The sequence below is a fragment of the Chitinilyticum litopenaei DSM 21440 genome (genome assembly GCF_000428145.1).
In the GTDB taxonomy this organism is placed as follows: domain Bacteria; phylum Pseudomonadota; class Gammaproteobacteria; order Burkholderiales; family Chitinibacteraceae; genus Chitinilyticum; species Chitinilyticum litopenaei.
In genome coordinates, this window is the sequence record NZ_ATZJ01000005.1 from 1 (window position 1) to 19,887 (window position 19,887).

18 protein-coding genes are annotated in these 19,887 nt (G+C 61.2%); 5 read left to right on the top strand and 13 right to left on the bottom strand.

The genetic code is table 11. From position 1 onward, the window contains the following. The first annotated feature begins 180 nt into the window (after positions 1 to 180). The 4 genes from C515_RS19295 (at position 181) to C515_RS23420 (ending at position 2,669) form a co-directional block, all read left to right on the top strand. Positions 181 to 1,158, top strand: a complete 978-nt coding sequence (locus C515_RS19295) for an RHS repeat-associated core domain-containing protein (protein WP_211233970.1) — start codon at positions 181 to 183, stop codon at positions 1,156 to 1,158. Beyond that, positions 1,151 to 1,606: a hypothetical protein gene (locus C515_RS23410; RefSeq protein ID WP_144290314.1), complete on the top strand. Its 456-nt coding sequence runs from the start codon at positions 1,151 to 1,153 to the stop codon at positions 1,604 to 1,606. Before C515_RS19295 ends, C515_RS23410 begins: the two co-directional genes overlap by 8 nt. 21 nt (positions 1,607 to 1,627) lie before the next feature. After that, complete coding sequence (locus C515_RS23415; protein WP_144290315.1) at positions 1,628 to 1,984, top strand: hypothetical protein; 357 nt, start codon at positions 1,628 to 1,630, stop codon at positions 1,982 to 1,984. 103 nt (positions 1,985 to 2,087) lie between these two features. Continuing rightward, complete coding sequence (locus C515_RS23420) at positions 2,088 to 2,669, top strand: hypothetical protein (RefSeq protein ID WP_144290316.1); 582 nt, start codon at positions 2,088 to 2,090, stop codon at positions 2,667 to 2,669. A 192-nt stretch (positions 2,670 to 2,861) separates the two neighbouring features. On the opposite strand, the gene C515_RS23425 is transcribed toward C515_RS23420, so the two are convergent. Beyond that, positions 2,862 to 3,059, bottom strand: a complete 198-nt coding sequence (locus C515_RS23425) for a hypothetical protein (RefSeq protein WP_144290317.1) — start codon at positions 3,057 to 3,059, stop codon at positions 2,862 to 2,864. Between the two features lie 159 nt (positions 3,060 to 3,218). Here C515_RS23425 and C515_RS24995 point away from each other — a divergent pair, with 159 nt between their 5' ends. Continuing rightward, positions 3,219 to 3,572: a hypothetical protein gene (locus C515_RS24995; RefSeq protein ID WP_505621092.1), complete on the top strand. Its 354-nt coding sequence runs from the start codon at positions 3,219 to 3,221 to the stop codon at positions 3,570 to 3,572. A gap of 186 nt (positions 3,573 to 3,758) precedes the next feature. Here C515_RS24995 and C515_RS0103085 read toward each other — a convergent pair whose 3' ends face one another. From C515_RS0103085 to C515_RS19300, 12 genes are all read right to left on the bottom strand, one after another. Beyond that, positions 3,759 to 9,011, bottom strand: a complete 5,253-nt coding sequence (locus C515_RS0103085; protein ID WP_028454333.1) for a DNA repair ATPase — start codon at positions 9,009 to 9,011, stop codon at positions 3,759 to 3,761. Between the two features lie 204 nt (positions 9,012 to 9,215). Next, positions 9,216 to 9,764 carry a TFIIB-type zinc ribbon-containing protein gene (locus tag C515_RS0103090; protein ID WP_028454334.1) on the bottom strand — a complete coding sequence of 183 codons (549 nt, stop codon included), beginning with the start codon at positions 9,762 to 9,764 and terminating at the stop codon, positions 9,216 to 9,218. Between the two features lie 101 nt (positions 9,765 to 9,865). Continuing rightward, positions 9,866 to 12,007, bottom strand: a complete 2,142-nt coding sequence (locus C515_RS0103095; RefSeq protein WP_028454335.1) for a hypothetical protein — start codon at positions 12,005 to 12,007, stop codon at positions 9,866 to 9,868. Between the two features lie 68 nt (positions 12,008 to 12,075). Next, positions 12,076 to 12,714 (bottom strand): hypothetical protein, encoded by a 639-nt coding sequence (locus C515_RS0103100; protein WP_028454336.1) that lies wholly within the window; start codon positions 12,712 to 12,714, stop codon positions 12,076 to 12,078. A 50-nt stretch (positions 12,715 to 12,764) separates the two neighbouring features. Next, the gene (locus C515_RS0103105; RefSeq protein WP_051304576.1) at positions 12,765 to 13,031 is read right to left on the bottom strand and encodes a hypothetical protein; all 267 of its coding nucleotides are present in this window, start codon (positions 13,029 to 13,031) and stop codon (positions 12,765 to 12,767) included. Further along, positions 13,028 to 13,357, bottom strand: a complete 330-nt coding sequence (locus tag C515_RS0103110; RefSeq protein WP_028454338.1) for a hypothetical protein — start codon at positions 13,355 to 13,357, stop codon at positions 13,028 to 13,030. Before C515_RS0103110 ends, C515_RS0103105 begins: the two co-directional genes overlap by 4 nt. Then, the gene (locus C515_RS0103115; RefSeq protein WP_028454339.1) at positions 13,354 to 14,106 is read right to left on the bottom strand and encodes a PspA/IM30 family protein; all 753 of its coding nucleotides are present in this window, start codon (positions 14,104 to 14,106) and stop codon (positions 13,354 to 13,356) included. Before C515_RS0103115 ends, C515_RS0103110 begins: the two co-directional genes overlap by 4 nt. 92 nt (positions 14,107 to 14,198) lie before the next feature. Next, on the bottom strand, positions 14,199 to 14,612 hold the full coding sequence (locus C515_RS0103120) for a DUF2170 family protein (protein ID WP_028454340.1): 414 nt from the start codon (positions 14,610 to 14,612) through the stop codon (positions 14,199 to 14,201). 151 nt (positions 14,613 to 14,763) lie between these two features. Continuing rightward, complete coding sequence (gene uvrC / locus C515_RS0103125) at positions 14,764 to 16,629, bottom strand: excinuclease ABC subunit UvrC (protein WP_028454341.1); 1,866 nt, start codon at positions 16,627 to 16,629, stop codon at positions 14,764 to 14,766. 328 nt (positions 16,630 to 16,957) lie between these two features. Then, the gene (locus C515_RS0103130; RefSeq protein WP_028454342.1) at positions 16,958 to 17,239 is read right to left on the bottom strand and encodes a hypothetical protein; all 282 of its coding nucleotides are present in this window, start codon (positions 17,237 to 17,239) and stop codon (positions 16,958 to 16,960) included. Positions 17,240 to 17,355: 116 nt separating this feature from the next. After that, positions 17,356 to 18,036, bottom strand: coding sequence for an SDR family oxidoreductase (locus C515_RS0103135; protein ID WP_028454343.1), 681 nt, complete (start codon positions 18,034 to 18,036; stop codon positions 17,356 to 17,358). 17 nt (positions 18,037 to 18,053) lie between these two features. Further along, the gene (locus C515_RS19300) at positions 18,054 to 19,829 is read right to left on the bottom strand and encodes a DEAD/DEAH box helicase (RefSeq protein ID WP_081686720.1); all 1,776 of its coding nucleotides are present in this window, start codon (positions 19,827 to 19,829) and stop codon (positions 18,054 to 18,056) included. Positions 19,830 to 19,887: the final 58 nt, after the last annotated feature.

Sequence of the window (19,887 nt, forward strand, 5' to 3'; positions counted from 1 at the left end):
AGCCAGCGCCAGGATGCCGAGCACCTGCACCGCTACCAGGCCGACCAGCTCGGCGAAGCCGGCCCCTGGCGCTACCGCTACGACGACTGCGGCCGTGTCATCGAGCGCAGCGAACACCGCCCGGGCTTCCGCCCGCAAACCTGGCGCTTCGCCTGGGACGAATTCGGCCACCTGCGCCAGGTGGATACGCCGGATGGCGAGCGCTGGCAGTACCGCTACGACGCCTTTGGCCGCCGCACCGCCAAACAGTGCAGCACGCCCACCCGCAAACAGGCGCCGCGCCAGCACTTCCTCTGGCTGGGCAGCAAGCTCATCGAACGCTGGGACTGGCGCGACGCCGACCAGGCCACGCCGGATGCGCCGGCTACTCCGCCATCAGTCACCCGCTGGCACTACCGCAGCGGCAGCTTCACGCCGCTGGCACAGGAAACGCTGCGCCAGCCCGACGACCCCGCCAGCCAGTGCTACCCGCTGGCCAGCGACCCCAACGGCAGCCCGCACACGCTGTTTGCCAGCAACGGCGACATCCTGTGGCGCGCCAGCCACACGCTGTGGGGCGCCGCCGTCCCCGCGCAGCTGGCCGCCCTCACGCCACACTGGGGCAGTTCGGCCAATCACGCCCCCGATTGCCCGCTGCGCTTTGCCGGCCAATGGCACGACGCAGAAAGCGGCTTGCATTACAACCTGCACCGTTATTACGATCCTGCCAGCGGCCAATACCTCAGCCCCGATCCGCTGGGCTTGGCCGGCGGCCTGCGCACGCATGCCTATGTGCACGATCCCTTGCAGTGGATAGATCCGTGGGGGTTAATCAAATGTGGGCTTACCGGAAACGATGTTGGCGATGCTACAAATTTGCCTATTATAAAACCTGGAACCCCTTTATGGAAGCAGGCTGTAAATACCATAAAAAATGGTGGAAAATCAAACTTTAGAACGGCCAACAAAGCAGATGCAGAAAAATTATTAACCGAATCCAAAGGGAGTATTGAGAAAATGGATACATATACAGAGACACCGTACAAAAGGGGCTATGAAAACCATCCAAATGAGCAAAACACAGCAAACGCCCCAGAAAATAATTTGCCACACATAAAATGGAAAGACTGGTCAACCGGCAAGTCAAGCGGCGGAACAGGGCATATTTTTCATGAATAAATTAATACTATTCAACGAAAACACCCACCCAGAGTCATGGCGAATTAACGACCCATCCTGTACATTATCAACAAGTAAAAAGAAAGAACTAATTTTTTTTGATAAAGAGCACTCAAAAAAATTATGGCACAACTGCATATCAAAAAAATACACCCACCTGTTACTACTAAATGAAAGCCAAATAAAAATCAGACACTCAGAGACTCTTGATTTCACAAATCCAAAAAAAGGCGAACTCTTCTTTAAAAATCATTTGAAAAACGCAACCCTCGTTATTTTTTTTTGGGGCCCCCTTTGTTCATGCCTGGCACCAGCAAAAACAGTGAGTAAACATTGGAATGATTTTTTCCTCCCCTCTGACGAAAACTCAATAACATATATACCAAACACAAATAAAATCATATTTTCTTTCGAAGAAAGATTTTTTGCAGGAACTATAAAAAAGTGAGAGGACATATAGGAGGCACCCATGGGCACTACAACTTCCCATAAAAATCAGATTGACGCCATATCTAACAATCACTTTTTGAAAAAAATATTCGACAGCGACATTTTTGGAGGCGCCCGATTAATAGGGATAAATTTGCACGGCGGCAACATAGCCACCTTTACACTACAAACACATGAAAAACCCAGCACCGAAGTGGGCAAATGGGGCACATTTAACCAAGACTTCAACACTATTTGCATTGAATTAACAGCCAGCCATGTGGAAGAACTAACCCTAAGCGAATGGCGTGCAGACACTCCAATAATCGGACTGAATATAATTGATGACGGCCAATTAATAACAATAACTAGCACACCCCCCCTGCATTTAAATTGATCGCTCACAGCCTTAATTTTCAACGATGTTCAACATACATACTTTCAGATGATGCAGAATAACCGTCTGCAAAAACATCCGAGCAAAGATAAGAACTGGTCACATGCTTCCAATCAAGACATCAATTAAAAACTTAGGAAACGACCTGGTTCAGTCCGGGTATGTACCACTGTATGGTCTATGGGATAGTGGATTCTATGGCTGGGGCAAAATGCTCAGCCAACAACCCATCGTTTGCAGCTATGTTCATGCATACACCAGCAAGCAAGATGGGCAGCACTGCGACATGATAATTGGACAAATCGAAGAGTTGGACAATAGCTGGATTTCATCGCCTTATGCACTAGGCCTTGAAGTAGCGGAAAACTGGGACAAGGACAAAGAATTTTTTGATCTGGTCAGCAAGAAAATTCAAAACACTGAGCCATCATTTACTCAGTTGCAACACGCCATCATTGCCGAACTGAGCAATCCAAGCCATATTTGCAAACGCGGGAAAAACCCAGTGAGGGAAGATAATTTATTGCTGGAAAAAGCTCTGCTCGAAGCAGCAATCCATTCTGGCTGGCATGCTGATCTCCGCACTGAAAATCTTGCATTATGGGGACAGAAAAACAGGGTAAATATGCCTTGCTATCCGATGTGCACTATCAAGATCTTACAAATAACTTGCCGCCATGGCTGATTTCCAACGACATTTTGAAGCTCGTTGGAACGAAAAAATGGGGACTTGAACGGCAGCTATATCAATACAATGTGCTCAGCAAGGCTTTTCTGCAAACCTGAGGTGCACTGATTTTCTCTCCACACCTGCCATACAGCACATCTTGAAAAACCTGTGCTGTCCGCGTATCCGTCGCAGCTTTCTCGTGCTGATTCAAGCCTGTATTTCAGCCTGAGTGGTCGGTGTTTCTGCGGTGGCAGTGCAGAAATTAGCGCAACGCCTCTGCTGAATTGCTTGTTTTTTCAGCAAACCAGCCGGTTTTTCCGGCGCAAGACGAGCAAAACGCACCAGGCTGCGGACAGCGCGGATGCCGGATGGTGCTGTAATGATAAACAGTTCGTCAGAAGTCATGCCTAGCCGCCCGGCATTCGGTCGGGACGGGTGTAATGTGCCTAGCCGCGCCCTTCCCGGACATCGGCCTAGGGCAAGCCGTGCTGGTGCGGGTGGTGGCCATTGTCATGATGTAATGGTATATGGCCACAACCATTTATTAGTAATGGCTGTAGCTACATACCCAAGCAACACAGCTACCAGAGGGACGCCACCGGCCGCCTCACCGCCATCCGCGAACGCCAGCACGGCAGCGAGATCAGCCAGACCCGCTTCGAGTACGACCCGCGCGACCAGATCACCGCCGTGCTGCGCGAACAGCGCCTGCCCGGCCAGGACCCGCAGCAGCGCGAACACTACCGCTACGACGCGCTGCAGCACCTCAGCAGCAGCCAGCGCCAGGATGCCGAGCACCTGCACCGCTACCAGGCCGACCAGCTCGGCGAAGCCGGCCCCTGGCGCTACCGCTACGACGACTGCGGCCGCGTCATCGAGCGCAGCGAACACCGCACGGGCTTCCGCCCGCAAACCTGACGCTTCGCCTGGGACGAATTCGGCCACCTGCGCCAGGTGGATACGTATCCAGAAAGGGGAAGCGGACTGCACTTCCCTGCTTCCGCAACCTTGCCAGCCGACATCGCTGCGCTGCATGACCCCGGCCAACGCATCACCGGTGCAGGCTGCCCTGCCCTGCGGACTGCCTCGCTGGCGAACGCGGGCTTATCCGGTCGGTGGTAGCCCGTCCCCGCCCTTGGCTGGCTTGCCGGCGCGGCGCAGCTCGATATCCAGCTGCTTGATCTGTTCGGAAATCTGCTGCACGCGATCCCAAATGTCGTGATCGAGCCGGATTTTGTGCTGCATGGCGCTGATGACCGGGATCAGCGCGTTTTCATAAGCATGCGCCAGCCCCTGCAGCACCTTCACCATTTCCGGCTGCGGCTCGATGTTCACCTCTGGGCGGATGGCGCGCAGCGCTTCGTCGATGCGTGTCAGGCCGTCACGGCATTCGCGCGCGATCACCATGCCGGGCTGCGTTTTGTCGAGCTGGGCACCAATGCCGGCCAGCGCGTCGGCGATGCGCAGGCTGGGGCGTTCATCGGCCAGCCGGCCATCGATGGCGCTCAGCGTTTCCGCGAGATGCGAGACCTGCTGCGCGATCTTGGTGGCGCCGTCGGCGTCGGCGCCGCCCATGCGCTTGTGGTGCAGGAAATCACGCTTGATCTGCGCCCAGCGCTCGGCCTCCTGTGGCGTGAGTGCGCCCTGCAGTTCGGCGAGCTTGAGCAGGTTTTCCTCGGCGCCGTGTGTCAGTGTTTGCGCCTCGCCCAGATAGTGGTCGCGCACCAGATTGATGAGTTCGGCCTCGTTCATGATCGCTGACACGCGCGCGGCCAGCTTGGCCATATTGCGGTAACTGCCCTGCAGCTTGAACGGCGGCTCGACACGGTAGGCATCGGCCTGTGCGGCAGACGCAATGTAGGCGGCATTCACCTTCATCAGCAGTTCGCGCACGACAAACAGCTTTTGCAGCACGCTGACGATTTCGCCGGCTTCGGCCGCGCCGTAGGCATGCTTGAAGTCGGTCAGCGGCACCGTGTCGCCGGCGGCCAGCCGCAGGAAGCGCTGGATGTCGGCCGGATCGCGGTTGGAGAGCGGCGCCAGCACCGGATTGGCGGTGAGGCTGTTTTCGATGTAGGACAGCGCAAACAGCGCCTCGCGGCCGGACAGCACGTCGCCAAGGTTGTAGATGTCGGCGCGGTTGGCCAGCATGTCGGGAATGCGGAAGGCCTCGCCGGTTTCGGTGTAGGGGTTGCCCGCCATCACCATGCAGAAGCGCTTGCCGCGCAGGTCATAGCTGCGCGCCTCGCCGCGCCACAGCCCTTCGATGCGGCGCGTGCCGTCACACAGCGCGATGAAGCGCTGCAGGAATTCGGAGTTGGTGTGCTGGATGTCGTCCAGGTACAGCATCACGTTATTGCTCATTGCCAGGCCGAAGTTGAGCTTTTCCAGCTCCTGGCGCGCGGCGCTGTTGCCGGCCTGCGCCGGGTCGAGCGTGGTGACGTCGTGGCCCAGCGCCGGACAGTTGATGCGCACGAACACCAGCCCCAGCCGGTTGGCGACGTATTCCATCAGCGTGGTCTTGCCGTAGCCCGGCGGCGAAATCAGCAGCAACAGGCCCATCAGGTCGCCCCGCCGGGTTTCGCCGGCGGTGCCGATCTGCTTGGCCAGGTTGTCGCCGATCAGCTGCAGATACACCTGGTCGATCAGCTGGTTGCGCACGAAGCCGGACAGCGGCTTGGCCTGGTATTGCTCCAGACGCAAGGCTTTACGGTGCTTGTCGACGCATGCCTGCCGCAGTTTCTGCAGCTCGGCAAACGGCGGCACCACCTCGTGATCGTAGGCCGAGAGGCGCAGGCGGAATTCGTTGAGATCCAGCGCCAGCTGCCCGTCCTGCACGCGCGGGTGCTGGCCCAGCAGGCCAGCCAGCGTCACGGTCAGCGCCACATTGATGCGGCGACGCGGCAGCTCGACCAGCAGGATCGCGGCGGCTTCCGGTGCGTAGTTTTGCGGCAGGTTCAGGCTGGCGGCAATGGCCTCGCACCAGTGCAGTGCCAGCTGCCAGCGCTGCGCCAGCGTGCCGGCCTGCAGGCCTTCGTGCAGCGCACCGCTGGCGCCACGGCGCTCCAGTTGCTGGCGCAGCTGCGCGACCAGATCGAGTGCATCCCCGCTCGCCGCCCAGTCGGGCTGGCCGCTGGTGAGCTCGGCCAGCAGGTAGTCGACGCTGGCTGCGAGCAGCGCACCAGCCAGCGGCAGGCCTTCGCGCTCGGCAAAGGCTGCGCAGTGTGCCTGCAGGCTGTCACGCAAGGCATCCAGCGCGGCGTTGTGGCCGAATTCCTGCGCGATGCGCCGCGCATTGTCGGCGCGCACGCGCCACACCGCCTTGTCGTTTTCCCACACGCCGAACTGCCAGCACAGCACGGCCAGTGCGCGCGGCAAGGGACCGAAGCGCAGCAGGCCGGCGTCACGATCCATCGGCAGCAACGCGGCGAGGATCAGACTGGCGTCATGGTCGTGCACGCCCTTCTGATAGCCTTCCTGATAGCGCGGCGCAGCGTAATCGCGCACCAGCGGCAGCAGGCCGCCTTCGCTGTTCAAGGCGGCAAACAGGGTATCGCTCTGCAGCTCGCCGGCGTGAAGGGCTTTGAGCATATGCCATACCAGGTATTCGGCGCGGTAGACATCGTCGTTTTCCGACACCAGCGCCTGCGCCCAGAAGGGCTTGAGTGCGTCCAGCGCCGGGTCGCGCACGGGGTCGAAGAATTCGGTGCCGGTGACATGCAGGCACAGCTCGCCGTCGCGGTTGACCAGCGTGAGGTCGACCGCCTGCGTGGCCACCGTGAAGGTGTGCTTGCCCAGCCGGATGCCCTCGGCGGAGAACAGCTCGCCCTTGTCGCGCTGAATGCGCACGGCGTTGTCGCGCAGCGTCTTGGCGCGCGCTTCCAGCGTATCGGCCTGCACGCTGTCGCCCAGCTCGCGCAACTGGCTGATCAAGTCACGCAGCTTGACGACCATCGCGTCCGCCGCGAAATAACTGTGCAGCTCTTCTGCCGTGGCAAAGCGGCTGATGCGTTTTTCGATGCTGGCCAGAATGCGCTGCGCGGCAGCCGCCAGTGCTTGCGCGCGTTGCTGGCGGGCTTCCAGCAGAATCTGCCGGCGGGCGGCGAAGGCTTCCATCACCGCCTCGCGCTTGGCGAGGATGTCGGCGAGGAAGGTTTCCTGGCCGCCGAAACGGGTTTCCAGGTCTTCGAGCTGGGTCAGCAAGGCCGTTTGCGCGTCGTCGCACTGCTCAGGGCTGGCGGCCAGATCGAGTGCATTGGCGACGCTTTGCGCGAAGAGCTTGAACTGCGCGCCGAATTCGGCGCTGGATTCGGCCACGGCCAGCGTGTCGCGGCGGCTGCGTGCGGCGGCGCGCACCTGGTTGAGCCGCGCATACACCTCGCTGACCGCATCAAGAATGCGCGTGCGTACCGTCGGATCGCCACTTTCCAGCCCCGACAGGAGTTCGGTCAGCAGATCCAGCCCGGCGGCAGTGGCGTCGAGCGCCTGCAAGTGCGGCTCCAGCAGCGCCACGCTGGCGACCACCGGCAATTCGCCGGCGATGCGCTCCAGTTCATGGTGATACGGCGCAAAGGCCTTTTCATCGGCCAGAAAGCGGATCGTCTCGTCGGCGATGCGCGTCTGCTCGCCGGCCAGCGCAGCATCGAGCTGCTCAAGGCGTACCAGATCGATATAGCGCTGCTCGCGCAGGCCCAGCAGCTCGCCGCGCTGGCGGCGCAGGCGCGCCAGGGCATCGACAAACTGCTGCGGCAGACGCCAGATGGTGGCGGCGATGTCGGTCAGCAATTGCTTGTTGCCGGCTTCGGCTTGCGCCAGTGCCTGCGCGGCCGCCTTGCGGATGCTCTGCACCTTGTCGAATTCGTCGAGCGTCAGCCTGGCCGTTTCGGCGATGGCCTTCAGTGCGCGATCCAGCTGGCCGGCCTCCTCGCTGTCCAGCCAGAAATAGCCGTCGAGAATGCGCGCAATGGCGCGCAGCAACTCGTCGTACACCAGGCGGCTGGGGCTTTGTTCGCGCGTGCTGCGGGCAATGCCGTACAGCTCGGCAATGCCGCGCACCAGTTCGGCATTGCCGATGCGGCCGAAAAAGCCCGGCGGCGGCGCGCTGGCAGCGTATTCCTCGCTGCAAAAGGGGGTAATCCAGAGCTGCATCGGATGCGTGCGGCCAGCCTCGGCCTCGGCGGTAAACAGCAGCACGCGGCCATCGTCAAAGCGCGCGTAACCGTTGGAAAACAGCGGCGAAGACAGTGTTTTCTCGATCAGGTTGTAGCCCAGCAACGCCAGCCGGCCTGCCTCGGGCGCGTAGAACACATACAGCACGTCCTCGCCATTGGGCGAGCGGATCATGCGCTTGAACTTGAAACCGCTGACATCCTCGGCAAACGTCTTGTATTCACCGCTTTGCAGATAGCAGCCGCCCGGAAACACGATGCCGTGGTCTTCCGGCAACTGCACGCACGATTGCCCGATCTGGTCGATGCGCATCACCTGCTGCGTGCGCGCATTGAACACCAGATAGCGGTATTCGGTTTCGCGATAAGGCAGGATTTTCAGCAGGATCAGCGTGCCAAGCTGCACGTAGCTGATTTCGGCATCGTTGAGCGACTGGTGGGCATCCTCGACCGGCTCGCTGTAAATGCCCCGGCCGACTTCGGTATTGTTTTCGACCTTGACCGTCAGATCGCCGCCGATGGTTTCGACGAACAGCGTATCGAGCACATTGACATGCGGGTGCTTGCCGTTGACATGGTCGGCACGCGTCGTCGGCGTCCATTCGAAATCGTGGGAAGGCGGCAAGACAATGTCGCGCTCGCCACGATTATCGATGTATTGCGCCACAGCCCCCGTCTTGTCGAGCTGCCAGCGAAATACCCGGGTATCGGTAATGCGCTGGCCGATCTGGAAGGCCACCAGCAGCTTGTCGGTGGTGACGCGCAGCTGTAGCAGGCTGGCGTTCTTGTAATAGGCGTAGAGTTCGCGGAAATCGGCGGCAAAGCGCGGATCATCCAGAAAGCTGCCGGCAGTCGCCACGCTTTCCAGCTCGATCTGCTCGCCTTCGCCGGTCAGCCGATAGAGACTGAACACATCGTCGATGCGGGTTTCCTTGCGCAGACCGATGTAGACGTTGTAGCCAAACAACAGCAGCTCGCCGACGCGCACCAGATCGCGCGCCATGCAGTTGTTTTCGGTGCGTGCGCGGGTGCGCCCCAAGAGGCGCAGCTCGGCACGGCCAAAGGCGGCAAGGCGCGCTTCGTTGAGCTGCCCGGTTTGCGCCGCCAGCGCCTCGCCCTGGGTCGCCAGGCGCTGGCGCAGCAAATCGTAACCGCCACTGGCGGCAAGGTCCTGGTCTACGGTGGTCATGGGCAACCTGCTTAAACGTCAGCGGAAAATTTCGAGCTGACTATCAAAAAAAATCCAGCACGTTTGAAAAACATCCGGGGCACAGACTGGAAAGGCGCAGCGACATCCGGCAGGGATGAGCAGCAGAACCGAGCACTAATCGCGAGCAAGCGCGCTCCTGCAAACACTCGATCAGCACTAGGCAAGCACAGCGCCTGGCGATACTCAATTCGCCGGCTTTTGCAGATAGGCCAGCAGCTCGGCACGCAGCGGATGGCTGTCCAGCCAGCTGCGCACATCCTGCAGGCGGCGGTAATCGACCGCGCCAAAGCGGCGCAGGTCGGCCTGTTCGCGGCGCTGGCGCGCTTCCATTTCGCGGATTTCGCGCTGGCCGCGGTCATTGAGCACGCGCAGCAGTTCGGTGGTTTCGCCCTGCTGCTGCAGCACCTGCCATTCCGGCGCATCAAGCCAGACCTTGCCGCAGGGCGAGCAGCGGTCGATGCGCACCGGCAATTGCGGCGACAACCGGTATTTGTGCAGCATCCTGTCGCAATCGCTGCAGAACAGCGCATGCGGTGATTGCTCGCTGACCTCGACCAGCGAGGAAAAATCGCCCTCATGCACGACGATGGCCGTTTGCAGCAGCCACTCCTTGTACTCGTCCAGATCCAGCCAGACGCCACCACAATCGGCGCAGACCTGCGCCTTCAGGCCATGCTGGATTTCGCTGCGCTGCAGCTTGCCTTCACAACTGATGCAACTGATGCCACTCATTGGGTATTGTCACCAAATCAATACTGTAAATAGGCTGCAGGCAGATACCCTCCAACCAATCGCATGAGGCGGCCCGGTTTGCGCGCGCCGCCCACTTGCTCTTACTTGCCGGGCCGGAACGACTGCAGCAACTGCGCCAGCGCCTGCTGCGTGGCCGGATTGCCGTCGGTGCTGACCTTGTGCAAGAGGCTAGCTACCGAGAGGTTCTGCAGCTCGTCGGCGGAGTTGCCGAGGCTGGACAGCAGGCCCTTGGCGTCAGTGATCAGGTCGCGCTCGCCGGCCAGATGGTCCTTCAGTGCCAGCTGCAGCATGTCGCTCTTGTTGATCGTGCCGTCGATGGCCTTGCCGATGGCCAGCGAATTGACGAACTTGCCGAAGTAATCGCCCTCGCCGCCGACAATGTCGATGCGTGCCTTGGACAAGGCTTCGCCAAGCACCACAGCCTGTTCGCGGGCGATGCCGGTATTGGCTTCGATGGCTTTCATCGTTTCGATGTGCGCGTAGTCCAGTCGCAGGCGGAATTCTTCGTGCGCGCGCACCGCATCGCTCATGCTCTGCATCGCGCCGAACTTCTCGGCCAGGCCCTTCGATTCGGCAGACAGGCGCGCTTCGATCACCGCCGCTTCGGCTTCGCCGCGCTTGGTGACGGCAAAGGCCGTGGCCTCGCCCTGCTTGGCGACCGCCTCGGCATCGGCGGCCTTCACCTGCACGTCGGCCAGACCCAGTTTCTCGCGACCGGTGGCTTCGGCTTCCATCTTCAGGCGCAGCGCCTCGGCTTCGGCGGCGCCCTGCTTGGCCACCGCGTCGGCATCGGCGATCTTGATGCGGGCTTGTGCCAGGCCATCCTTTTCCTTGGCATCGGCCTGCACCAGCATGACCTTGGCGGCGGCCAGCCCCGGCGCGGCGTCCAGCGCTTCCACGCCTTCGGCTTCGCGCTTCTTGGCTTCGGCGTCCTTCTCGGCCACCTTGAGCTTGGCGTCGGCCAGCGTCATTTCTTCGTTGGCCTTGAACTTGGCGCGGCGCTCGTCGGCCTCGGCGGCCTTCACCTGCAGCACCAGCTGCTCTTCGGCCTGTGCTTCGGCGCCGATCACCACGGCCTTGCGGGTGCGGTCGGCTTCGGCAACCACGCGCAGTTCCTTGATGGCCTCTTCCTGCTCGGCCACGGTGCGTTCGACGACGATGCGCTCGCGGATCACGTCGGCAATGGCCTTCTTCTCGACTTCGATCGCGCGTTCCTTGTTGATTTCCTGCAGCGCCACTTCGCGTTCGCGGTCGACGATTTCCAGCGAGCGGGCGCGGGTGACCTTTTCTTCCTCGATGGCCACGGCACGCTTGCGGTTGTTCTCCGCGACTTCCTTCTCGCGCTGCATGTTCTCCATCTGCACGGCGATCTGCTGGTCGGCCTGGATGCGCGCCAGTTCGGCCTTGGCGTGCTCCTCGGCGGTCACACGGTCGGATTCGGACTTCTCGCGCGCCTGCACCGAGGCGATCTCGCGCTGCTGGCGCGCTTCGGCTTCGGCCTGCTGGCGCTGCAGTTCCAGAATCGTTTCGGTGGTTTCCACGTCCTTTTTCTTGATCTGCATCTGCTCGTTGCGCTGCAGCTCGTTGGTGGTGACGTGCTGGATGGCGGTCAGCTCGGTGATCTTGCGAATACCCTGTGCGTCCAGGATGTTGTTCGGGTCGAGGCGATCCATCGGCGTCTGTTCTAGGTAGTCGATGGCCGCGTCTTCCAGCACATAGCCCGACAGGTTGTCGCCGATCTGGCGGATGATTTCATCGCGGAACTTGTCGCGTGCCTGATAGAGGTCTTCGAAGTCCATGGCCTTGCCGACGGTTTTCAGCGCCTCGGCAAATTTGGCGGCAAACAGTTCTTCGAGCGTTTCCTGGCTGGAGGCGCGCTCGCAGCCCACCGTTTGCGCGACGCGCAGTACGTCCTCGGCCGCCTTGTTGACATGTACAAAGAAGGTGACTTCGATATCGGCGCGGATGTTGTCGCGGCAGATCAGCCCGGCGTTGCCCGCGCGCTTGATGACGATGGTCTTCAGCGAGATGTCCATCAGCTCCATCTTGTGGATGACCGGATAGACCATGCGGCCGGTGAAGGTGACTTCGGGCTCGCTGCGCAGCGTGTTCACGATCATCGCCTTGCCCTGCTCCACCTTGTGGTAGAACTTGATGAACATGAGAAAGCCGCAAAACAGGACGAAGGCAAAAATGCCGATCGCCAGTACGATGGGGGTCATGGCTGCTCCGGTTTCGAGTAATTCATTCATGGGTATAAGTCCAAAGGTCAATAAGTAATTGGCTTGCGTTAAAATACCCCGTCATCCAGCTCGGTGACGGTAAAGGTGTCGCTGGTGGCGTCGTAATCGGTAATGAGCGCCTTGCTGCCCTTGGCCAGCGCATTCGGGCTGGTAGCGCTGATGCGGATATTGAAGGGTGCGCCGCCGCTGGCCACCTCGGCGCGGCCGAATTTCTCGTCGACGCTTTGCGTGCTGACCTTGCAGACGCTGCCGACCAGCACCGCCTTGTTGATGGCGTTGTGCGTGACAAACAGCCCGCGCAAGGGGCGCAGCGTGATGGCGGTGGCCGGCAGAGACAGCGCGAAACTCGCCAGCAGCAGCACCGCGCCGACCAGGTAGTGCAGCAGCGGTGGCAGCCACAGCAGGAACTGGTGCACCAGCGCGGAGGTCAGCCAGCCATACAGCGCAATCAGTGTCACGACCAGCGAGAACGGCACGCCGCCCAGGCCCATGGCCATCAGCTTGGCGGCGAAATCGCCCATTTCATGACCATCGGCATGCAACTCGGCATGCGCGTGGTGCTGAACATGCAACGCGTCGTCGACCAGACCGATCAGCGAAGCCAGCCAGTAGAGCAGCGCGACACCCAGCAGCACCGTCCAGATGGCGGTGGGAAAGGTGGTGATCGTGGCGATCAGGCTATCCATAGTCTTGTTCCTGCAAATGCAGAATTGTTATTGTCAGCACGCCGCTGAATTCACCGTTCTTCTTCGCGCCAGAGCGGGGTTTTGCAGTGCGCACACACAATCCGCCGGCGGAAATCGGTGTGGCGCAGCAAGCCCGTATCCAGTGTTTCCTGCGCACCACAGCAGCGGCAAACCAGTCCGCCATGCCGGTCGCGATAAACGTCGCGCTCGGGAAGCGACTCCCACTCCTGCTGTGCGCCGGGTGGGTAAATGGCAAGCCAGTAATACAGGCCTGCCAGCAGCAGCAAGAACGGCGGCCCCCATATTTCAGGCATCATACGCTTTCCTTACTGGCAAACTCAATCAAAGCCTGCAAGACGCGTTCCTTGATTTCCAGCCGCTGCTGCTCGGCCAGCCCGTAGCGCCGTGCCAGCTCGCGGTAGTCGTCATCCGACAGCGTAACGGTCAGGCGCGGGCGCTTGGGACGGCTGGAGACAGAGAGGCCGAGCACCTTGCGAATCTGGTCCGAGTTGCTCAGATTGTGTTCAAAAGCGGCGCGGCGCACGGCCTGCAGCACGCGATCCTCGACATCGAAAGCCACCTGGACGGCGCGGATCGCGGGTTCGGACGTCTGCCAGCGCTCGGGCAGCTTGCGGCTGCTCATGCGTCATCTGCCGGCTTGTCGCTGGCGCCCTGCTCCGGATTGGCCTCGGGCTGCGCGGCGCCGGCGCGGCGCGCCTTGAGGCGGGCCAGCACCTCACCCTTGCGGGCGCCGGTGTCGCCAATTCCGGCGTCGGCCAGACGCTTTTCCAGCGCCCGGTTGCCAAATTCGGCATCCAGTTCTTCGGCGGCGGCCATGCGGTCGGCGGCCTGGGTATGGCGCTGCTTGATCCGCTCCAGCGACTCGCGTGCATTGCCCAGCGTGGAGGCGCCGCTGCCCATGCTGGTGGAAATCGACTCGGTCGCGCGATAGACGCTTTCGGTGGTCTTGGCGACGGCCAGCTCGCGCTCATGCTCGCGAATGCGCGTTTCCGCCGTGCGGATCAGCCCCTTCAGATTGACGATGTGGCCGGCAAACTCGGCCTGTGCCTTGACCTGGGCAGCCCGTTCGGTTTCCAGTTCGGCGATGTGGGCGGCCACCTCTTCGGCCAGCTTTTCCTCGGTCTTGTCGAGTGCGGCCAGCGCGTGCTCTTCGTAACGGGAAACTTCCTTGTCCAGCCGTTCAATTTCTCTCTGGGCGGCCTTTTCCTGCGCCATCACCAGCGTCAGGTCCTGCTTGGCCTTGGCAATCGCAGCCTTGGATTCGTGGATTTCCTGTTCGTAGATGCGGGTGGCGTTGTTGTCGACCACGCTTTCGCCGATTTCGCGGGCGCTGCCGCGCAGGGCGGTAAGAATCTTGCTGAAAATGGACATGTCGTTCTCCTAGCTGCGGTGCATTTGCCTGCAAGGGACAGACAAATGCCGGGTAAACACAAGGCGGACTTGCTCAGCGCACCTGCGGCCGGTCAGTGCAGGTACTCGGCCATGGCTTCGAGCGCATCGATGGCGTTGTCGCTGAGCGCGAGCAGATCCTGCACCAGATCGTCGGTGCCGGCGTCGCAGGCCAAGGCGCCATACAACAGGTATTTGTCAGCGATGCGGCCAAAGGACGACAGCGGAATCGCCACGTTCAGGTCGAGCATGGCTTCGAGCATCTCCAGGCGCCGTGCCGGCAGTACATCGGCTTCGGTCCACACATAACAGATGCAGAGCAGCTGGTTGTCGGCCTGGGTGATGAAAATCGGCAGCTCTTCCCTGCCGGCAATCGTCAGGCGAAAAACCTCGACCTCGCCGCTGATGCGCGCGGTTTCCACTGCCCCCAGCACCGTCGCCAGTTGCTGGCCGGCGGCCTGAATGCGTTGATGCAAAGCTGTTTCCATGGCCTCTCCTCGCTGTTGATGACTCAGACTAGGCCTGCCGACATATGATGTCAAGACATTTTATGACGAACTTTGCGTATGTCGTTCAGTGCGCGACAAGCGGAGTGAAAGCATGGCCTACAAGCGCAACAAGATCGGCCAGATACGACGCTTACTGGCGCAGTGCGGCGTAGATCGCTTCCGCCAGCGCGGCATGAATGCCATCGACCTGCATCAGATCGGCCACGCTGGCCGCCTTCACGCCCTGGATACCGCCAAAGCGGGTCAGCAGCTTCTGCCGGCGCCTGGGGCCGACGCCGGGAATGTCCTCAAGACTGGAGGCCACGCGCGTCTTGGCGCGCCGTGCGCGATGGCCGGTAATCGCGAAGCGGTGGGCTTCGTCGCGCACCTGCTGGATCAGGTGCAGGCCGGGGTGATTGGCGGGCAGACGCACGCTGGCGTGCGTGCCCTCGACAATCAGCTGCTCAAGGCCGGCCTTGCGGGTTTCGCCCTTGGCCACACCCAGCAGCACCGGATCAGCCAGGCCGATTTCCGCCATCACGGCCTCGGCCTGCGTCAGCTGCCCCTTGCCGCCATCAATGAGGATCAGGTCTGGCACCACGCCTTCGCCAGCGGCGATCTTGCTGTAGCGGCGCGTCAGCACCTGCTTCATCGCGGCGTAATCATCACCGGGCGTGATGGCATCGGCGCGCGCGGCCTCGCCGGGCTTCAGGGTAGCGATGTTGTAGCGGCGGTATTCCTTGGGCTGTACATCGAAACGGTCATACACGACGCAGGAAGCCACCGTAGCTTCGCCCATGGTGTGCGAGATGTCGAAACACTCGATGCGGCGGGTGTCCTCGGGCAGATCCAGCGCCTCGATCAACGCCTGCAGCCGCCCCTGCTGCGTGGCAGTAGCGCTTTGGCGCTGCAGGATGGCCAGTTCGGCATTGCGGCGCGCCATTTCCAGCCAGACGCGGCGCTCGCCCTTGGGGTTGCTATTGAGGTATACCTTCCTCCCCGTTTGCTCGCTTAGGGTTGCAGCCAATACCCCTGAGTCGGCAGGTTCGGGAGTACAGAACAGCACGGCCGGTACAGTGCGATTCAAGTAATGCTGCGCGATGAAGGCGGCCAGCGCCTCGGCTTCATCGTATCCCTCGGCATGGCTGGGAAACAGATTCTTGTCGCCCACATGCCGCCCGCCACGCACCATGGCCAGATTCACGCACAGCAGCCCGTCCTTGAGCACACAGGCCAGAATATCGGCATCCAGATCGCTGCCCTTGCTTTCCACGGCCTGCTGTTCCTGCGCACGCGCCAGCGCGGCAATCTGGTCGCGCAGGACCGCCGCTTCCTCGAACTGCCATTGTGCAGCATGTTCGTGCATGCGCACCTCCATGCCGGCCAGCAGCTCGCTGGTCTTGCCCTGCAGAAACTGCACGGCCTTGTGCACGTCGGCCCGGTAAGCTTCCTCCGAGATCAGCCCGACGCACGGCGCGGTGCAGCGTTTGATCTGGTGCAGCAGACAGGGCCGCGAACGGTTGGCGTACACGCTGTCTTCACAGGTACGCAGCTTGAAGACCTTCTGCAGGAGCTGGATCGACTCCTTGACGACATAGCCATTCGGATAGGGTCCGAAATACTGGTGTTTCTTGTCCAGTGCCCCGCGGTAATAGGCCAACCGCGGAAAGGCATGGCCAGACAGCATCAGGTAGGGATAGCTCTTGTCATCGCGAAACAGGATGTTGTAGCGCGGACTGAGTGCCTTGATCAGGTTGTTTTCCAGCAGCAGCGCCTCGGCCTCGCTGCGCACGACCGTGGTTTCCAGTCGCGCCACCTGCGTGAGCATCAGGCGGATGCGCGGGCTCTGGTCGGATTTCTGGAAGTAGCTGCCAACCCGCTTTTTCAGGCTGAGCGCCTTGCCGACATACAATACCGTGCCGTCGGCGGCGAGATAGCGGTACACGCCGGGCAGATCGGGCAGGCTTTTGACTTGCTCAAGCAGTTCGGGCGAAAAACTCGGAGATTCGGCAGGCATGGGCAACAGTACGGCAAGCAAACCTGCCGATTCTAGCCCGGAATTCATCCGCACGACGCCGAATGGCGCGGTTATTCTGGTTTTCTGCGCCCTTATTGGAACGAGACCGCAGCCAGGGTGCGTCTTGCGTGAGAAACCAGCAAAAACCGAGAAGAACAAGCCAGGCTCGCAGCAGCAAGCATCCGGGCACAGCACACGCCAAATACAACAAGCAAACCCGCAGCGCGGACGATGAGAAACTACTCGGCAAGCGACCGCGGCAGGATCGGGAAATGCTCACGGCCAAGAACCGTACGGGCAAGGTACTGCAGAAGCCTGCCCTGCCGACTTACAGATAGAACAGGCTGAAGATGAAGAGCGCCAGCATCGTACAGGCCAGCACCATCAACAGCGCAAAGCCTGGGGCACCAGGGTCGGCATTGAGGTTTTCACGGCTGAGCACGCCGTTGGTTTTGCTAAGCCTGGGCAGGTTTCGGCAACTGATGCTGAGCACCGTACAGGGAATTTCGGGCCGCGTTTCCGCCCGGCGCGCCCCACTGAACAGCAGCCAGGCCAGCAAGAGCGCCACCAGCAACACCACTCCAAGCAGCAGCAAGCGGGACAATTCCATCGGGATAGAACCCTGCGTATCGACCCGCCAAATCTAGCAGCAAAGAAAGTTTATTGCAAGAATTAGGAAATACTTAAATAGATATTCCCCATCGCCAGCTGACCCGGCTCAAAAAATCACCAGGGCAATTCTTCGCCGTTATAGCGGTAAAAACGTCCGCTGTGCCCGTCATGCAAACCGGCGATGACGGCGCGCATGCCGCTGACGCTTTCTTCGGCGTCGATCAGCGCGGCGCTGCCGCCCATATCGGTGCGCACCCAGCCCGGATGCAGCAGAATCACCGGATGCCGGCCGTACAGGTCGACCGCCATGCTCTTGCCGATGGCATTGAGCGCTGCCTTGGATGCCCGGTAGGCATAGTCGCCACCGGAGCCGTTGTCGGCCATGCTGCCCATGAGGCTGGTGACATGCACAATGCGTGCCGCAGGCCGCAAGGCAGACAGCAGGGCCCTAGTGAGCTGGAGTGGCGCCAGGGCATTGATGGCCATGACCCGCATGAACTCGCCCGGGTCGAGATCGGACAATTGCTGATGTATGCCGCCGTAAACCCCGGCGTTGTTGATCAGCAGATCGATACCCTCACCTGCCAATGCCTGCGGCAAGGCCGCGATGGCTGCGGGGTCGGCGACGTCCAGTGCGTACTGGCGCAAGTGCTCTGGATGATCTTGCTGCAATTCGTCCAGCCAGGCATTGCCCTGACGGCGGGCGGCGATGACCCGCCAGCCCTCGCGCAGATACTGGCGGACAAACTCCAGACCCAGGCCGCGGCCAGCGCCGGTAATGAACACGGTTTGCATGTTTGTGCCCTTGTACGTCAGAAGCCGCGATTACCGCCGCCACGGTTGCCACCACCACGATTTCCGCCACCACCACCACCGCCACGATTGCGGCGCGGAGTGTCGCCAAAATACGCCCAGAGTGGCGTATTTTCATTGCTCAGCGGCTGTGCGTCGGGGTCACGGCGACGGGGATTGTCCTGCGCCGCTTTGGGCTTGCCCTGGCCCTGGCCCTGCGGCTGAGCCTGCGGCTTGCGCGGCTTTTGCTCACGCGGCTGGCCATTACCGCCCCCCTGCCCCTGTCGGGGCTGACCGTTGCCAGCCTGACCCTCGCGGGCGCCTGGCTTGCGACGGCGGCGCTTGTTGCCGCCATTGCGCGGCGCCTGGCCATCCGCACCGGCATCACCGGCCTGCGGCAGGTCTGTGGCGGATGCTTCAGTACCGGCTGGCGGCACGGCATTGTCACTGACACCACTGCCACCCATCAGGGCAGCGACCGGAGCAGCCTTGCGTGCACGCGGGGGGCGCTTCGGAACATCCTGTGCCGGCTGTTCCGCAGCCGGCGTAGCCGTCGCAGCGGACGGCTTGGCCCTGGCTGGTGCGCGCGGTGGCTTGGCCGCCCGCGGAGCACGAGGCTCGCGCGGTTCACGCGGCTTGCGCAGTGGTTCCGGCGCAACGCTGAGATCGGCCTCGAAGCCTTCGAGCGTAAAGCGCGGCAGTTCGCGTTTCAGCAATTTTTCGATATCGGCAAGCAGCTTGAATTCATCAACGCACACCAGCGACAGCGCTTCACCTTCAGCACCAGCACGGCCGGTGCGACCGATACGGTGCACATAGTCTTCCGGCACATTCGGCAGTTCGAAATTGATCACATGCGGCAATTCGGTGATGTCGATGCCGCGCGCTGCGATGTCGGTAGCCACCAGCACCTGCAGTTCGCCGGACTTGAATTCGGAAAGCGCCTTGGTGCGCGCGTTCTGGCTCTTGTTGCCATGAATCGCCATCGCGGTGACGCCGGACTTGTTCAACTGTTCGGCAAGGCGGTTGGCGCCATGCTTGGTGCGGGTAAACACCAGCACCTGGTGCCAGTTGTTGTCCTGGATCAGCTTGGTGAGCAGCTCGCGCTTCTTGTCACGATCAACGATGTGGACACGCTGCGCGATCGTTTCGGCGGCGGCATTGCGGCGCGCCACTTCAATCAGGACAGGCTGGTTCAGGAGCTTGTCGGCAAGCGCCTTGATTTCATCGGAATAGGTGGCCGAGAACAGCAGGTTCTGGCGCTGGGGCGGCAGCAGGGCCAGCACCTTCTTGATGTCATGAATGAAGCCCATGTCGAGCATGCGATCGGCTTCATCAAGAACAAGGATTTCAATGCCGGACAAATCCAGCGTGCCCTGCTGGGCATGATCAAGCAGGCGGCCCGGCGTGGCCACCAGGATGTCGACGCGCTTTTGCAGCTTCTTGATCTGCGGATTGATGGCAACACCGCCGAACATCACCATGGAGGGCAACTTCAGATGGGCGCCATAGGCCTGCACGGACTCTTCGACCTGTGCGGCCAGTTCGCGAGTCGGCGCGAGAATCAGCGCGCGGATCTTGCCATCCGCCCGGGGCGGGCGGGTATTGAGCAGCTGCAGCAGCGGCAGGACAAAACCGGCGGTCTTGCCGGTGCCCGTCTGGGCGCCGGCGAGAATGTCGCCACCGGCCAGCACGGAAGGAATAACCTGGGTTTGAATGGGGGTGGGCGTGGTATAGCCACGCTCCGTCACGGCACGGACGATTTCGTCCGACAGGCCGAGGGCGGCAAACGACATGCAAGCTCCGGAGTGCATCGTTGCATCTGCCAGCCACCGTCGGGAGACGGCACCAGTC

Bases quoted from the DNA above. Each gene is read 5' to 3' on its own strand.
- C515_RS19300 (WP_081686720.1), bottom strand. From the start codon at position 19,829: ATGTCGTTTGCCGCCCTCGGCCTGTCGGACGAAATCGTCCGTGCCGTG.
- C515_RS0103115 (WP_028454339.1), bottom strand. From the start codon at position 14,106: ATGTCCATTTTCAGCAAGATTCTTACCGCCCTGCGCGGCAGCGCCCGC.
- C515_RS23420 (WP_144290316.1), top strand. From the start codon at position 2,088: ATGCTTCCAATCAAGACATCAATTAAAAACTTAGGAAACGACCTGGTT.
- C515_RS0103095 (WP_028454335.1), bottom strand. From the start codon at position 12,007: ATGACCCCCATCGTACTGGCGATCGGCATTTTTGCCTTCGTCCTGTTT.
- C515_RS0103085 (WP_028454333.1), bottom strand. From the start codon at position 9,011: ATGACCACCGTAGACCAGGACCTTGCCGCCAGTGGCGGTTACGATTTG.
- C515_RS23425 (WP_144290317.1), bottom strand. From the start codon at position 3,059: ATGACTTCTGACGAACTGTTTATCATTACAGCACCATCCGGCATCCGC.
- C515_RS0103105 (WP_051304576.1), bottom strand. From the start codon at position 13,031: ATGATGCCTGAAATATGGGGGCCGCCGTTCTTGCTGCTGCTGGCAGGC.
- C515_RS0103135 (WP_028454343.1), bottom strand. From the start codon at position 18,036: ATGCAAACCGTGTTCATTACCGGCGCTGGCCGCGGCCTGGGTCTGGAG.
- C515_RS0103100 (WP_028454336.1), bottom strand. From the start codon at position 12,714: ATGGATAGCCTGATCGCCACGATCACCACCTTTCCCACCGCCATCTGG.
- C515_RS0103090 (WP_028454334.1), bottom strand. From the start codon at position 9,764: ATGAGTGGCATCAGTTGCATCAGTTGTGAAGGCAAGCTGCAGCGCAGC.
- C515_RS0103110 (WP_028454338.1), bottom strand. From the start codon at position 13,357: ATGAGCAGCCGCAAGCTGCCCGAGCGCTGGCAGACGTCCGAACCCGCG.
- C515_RS0103120 (WP_028454340.1), bottom strand. From the start codon at position 14,612: ATGGAAACAGCTTTGCATCAACGCATTCAGGCCGCCGGCCAGCAACTG.
- C515_RS23415 (WP_144290315.1), top strand. From the start codon at position 1,628: ATGGGCACTACAACTTCCCATAAAAATCAGATTGACGCCATATCTAAC.
- C515_RS0103130 (WP_028454342.1), bottom strand. From the start codon at position 17,239: ATGGAATTGTCCCGCTTGCTGCTGCTTGGAGTGGTGTTGCTGGTGGCG.
- uvrC (WP_028454341.1), bottom strand. From the start codon at position 16,629: ATGCCTGCCGAATCTCCGAGTTTTTCGCCCGAACTGCTTGAGCAAGTC.
- C515_RS23410 (WP_144290314.1), top strand. From the start codon at position 1,151: ATGAATAAATTAATACTATTCAACGAAAACACCCACCCAGAGTCATGG.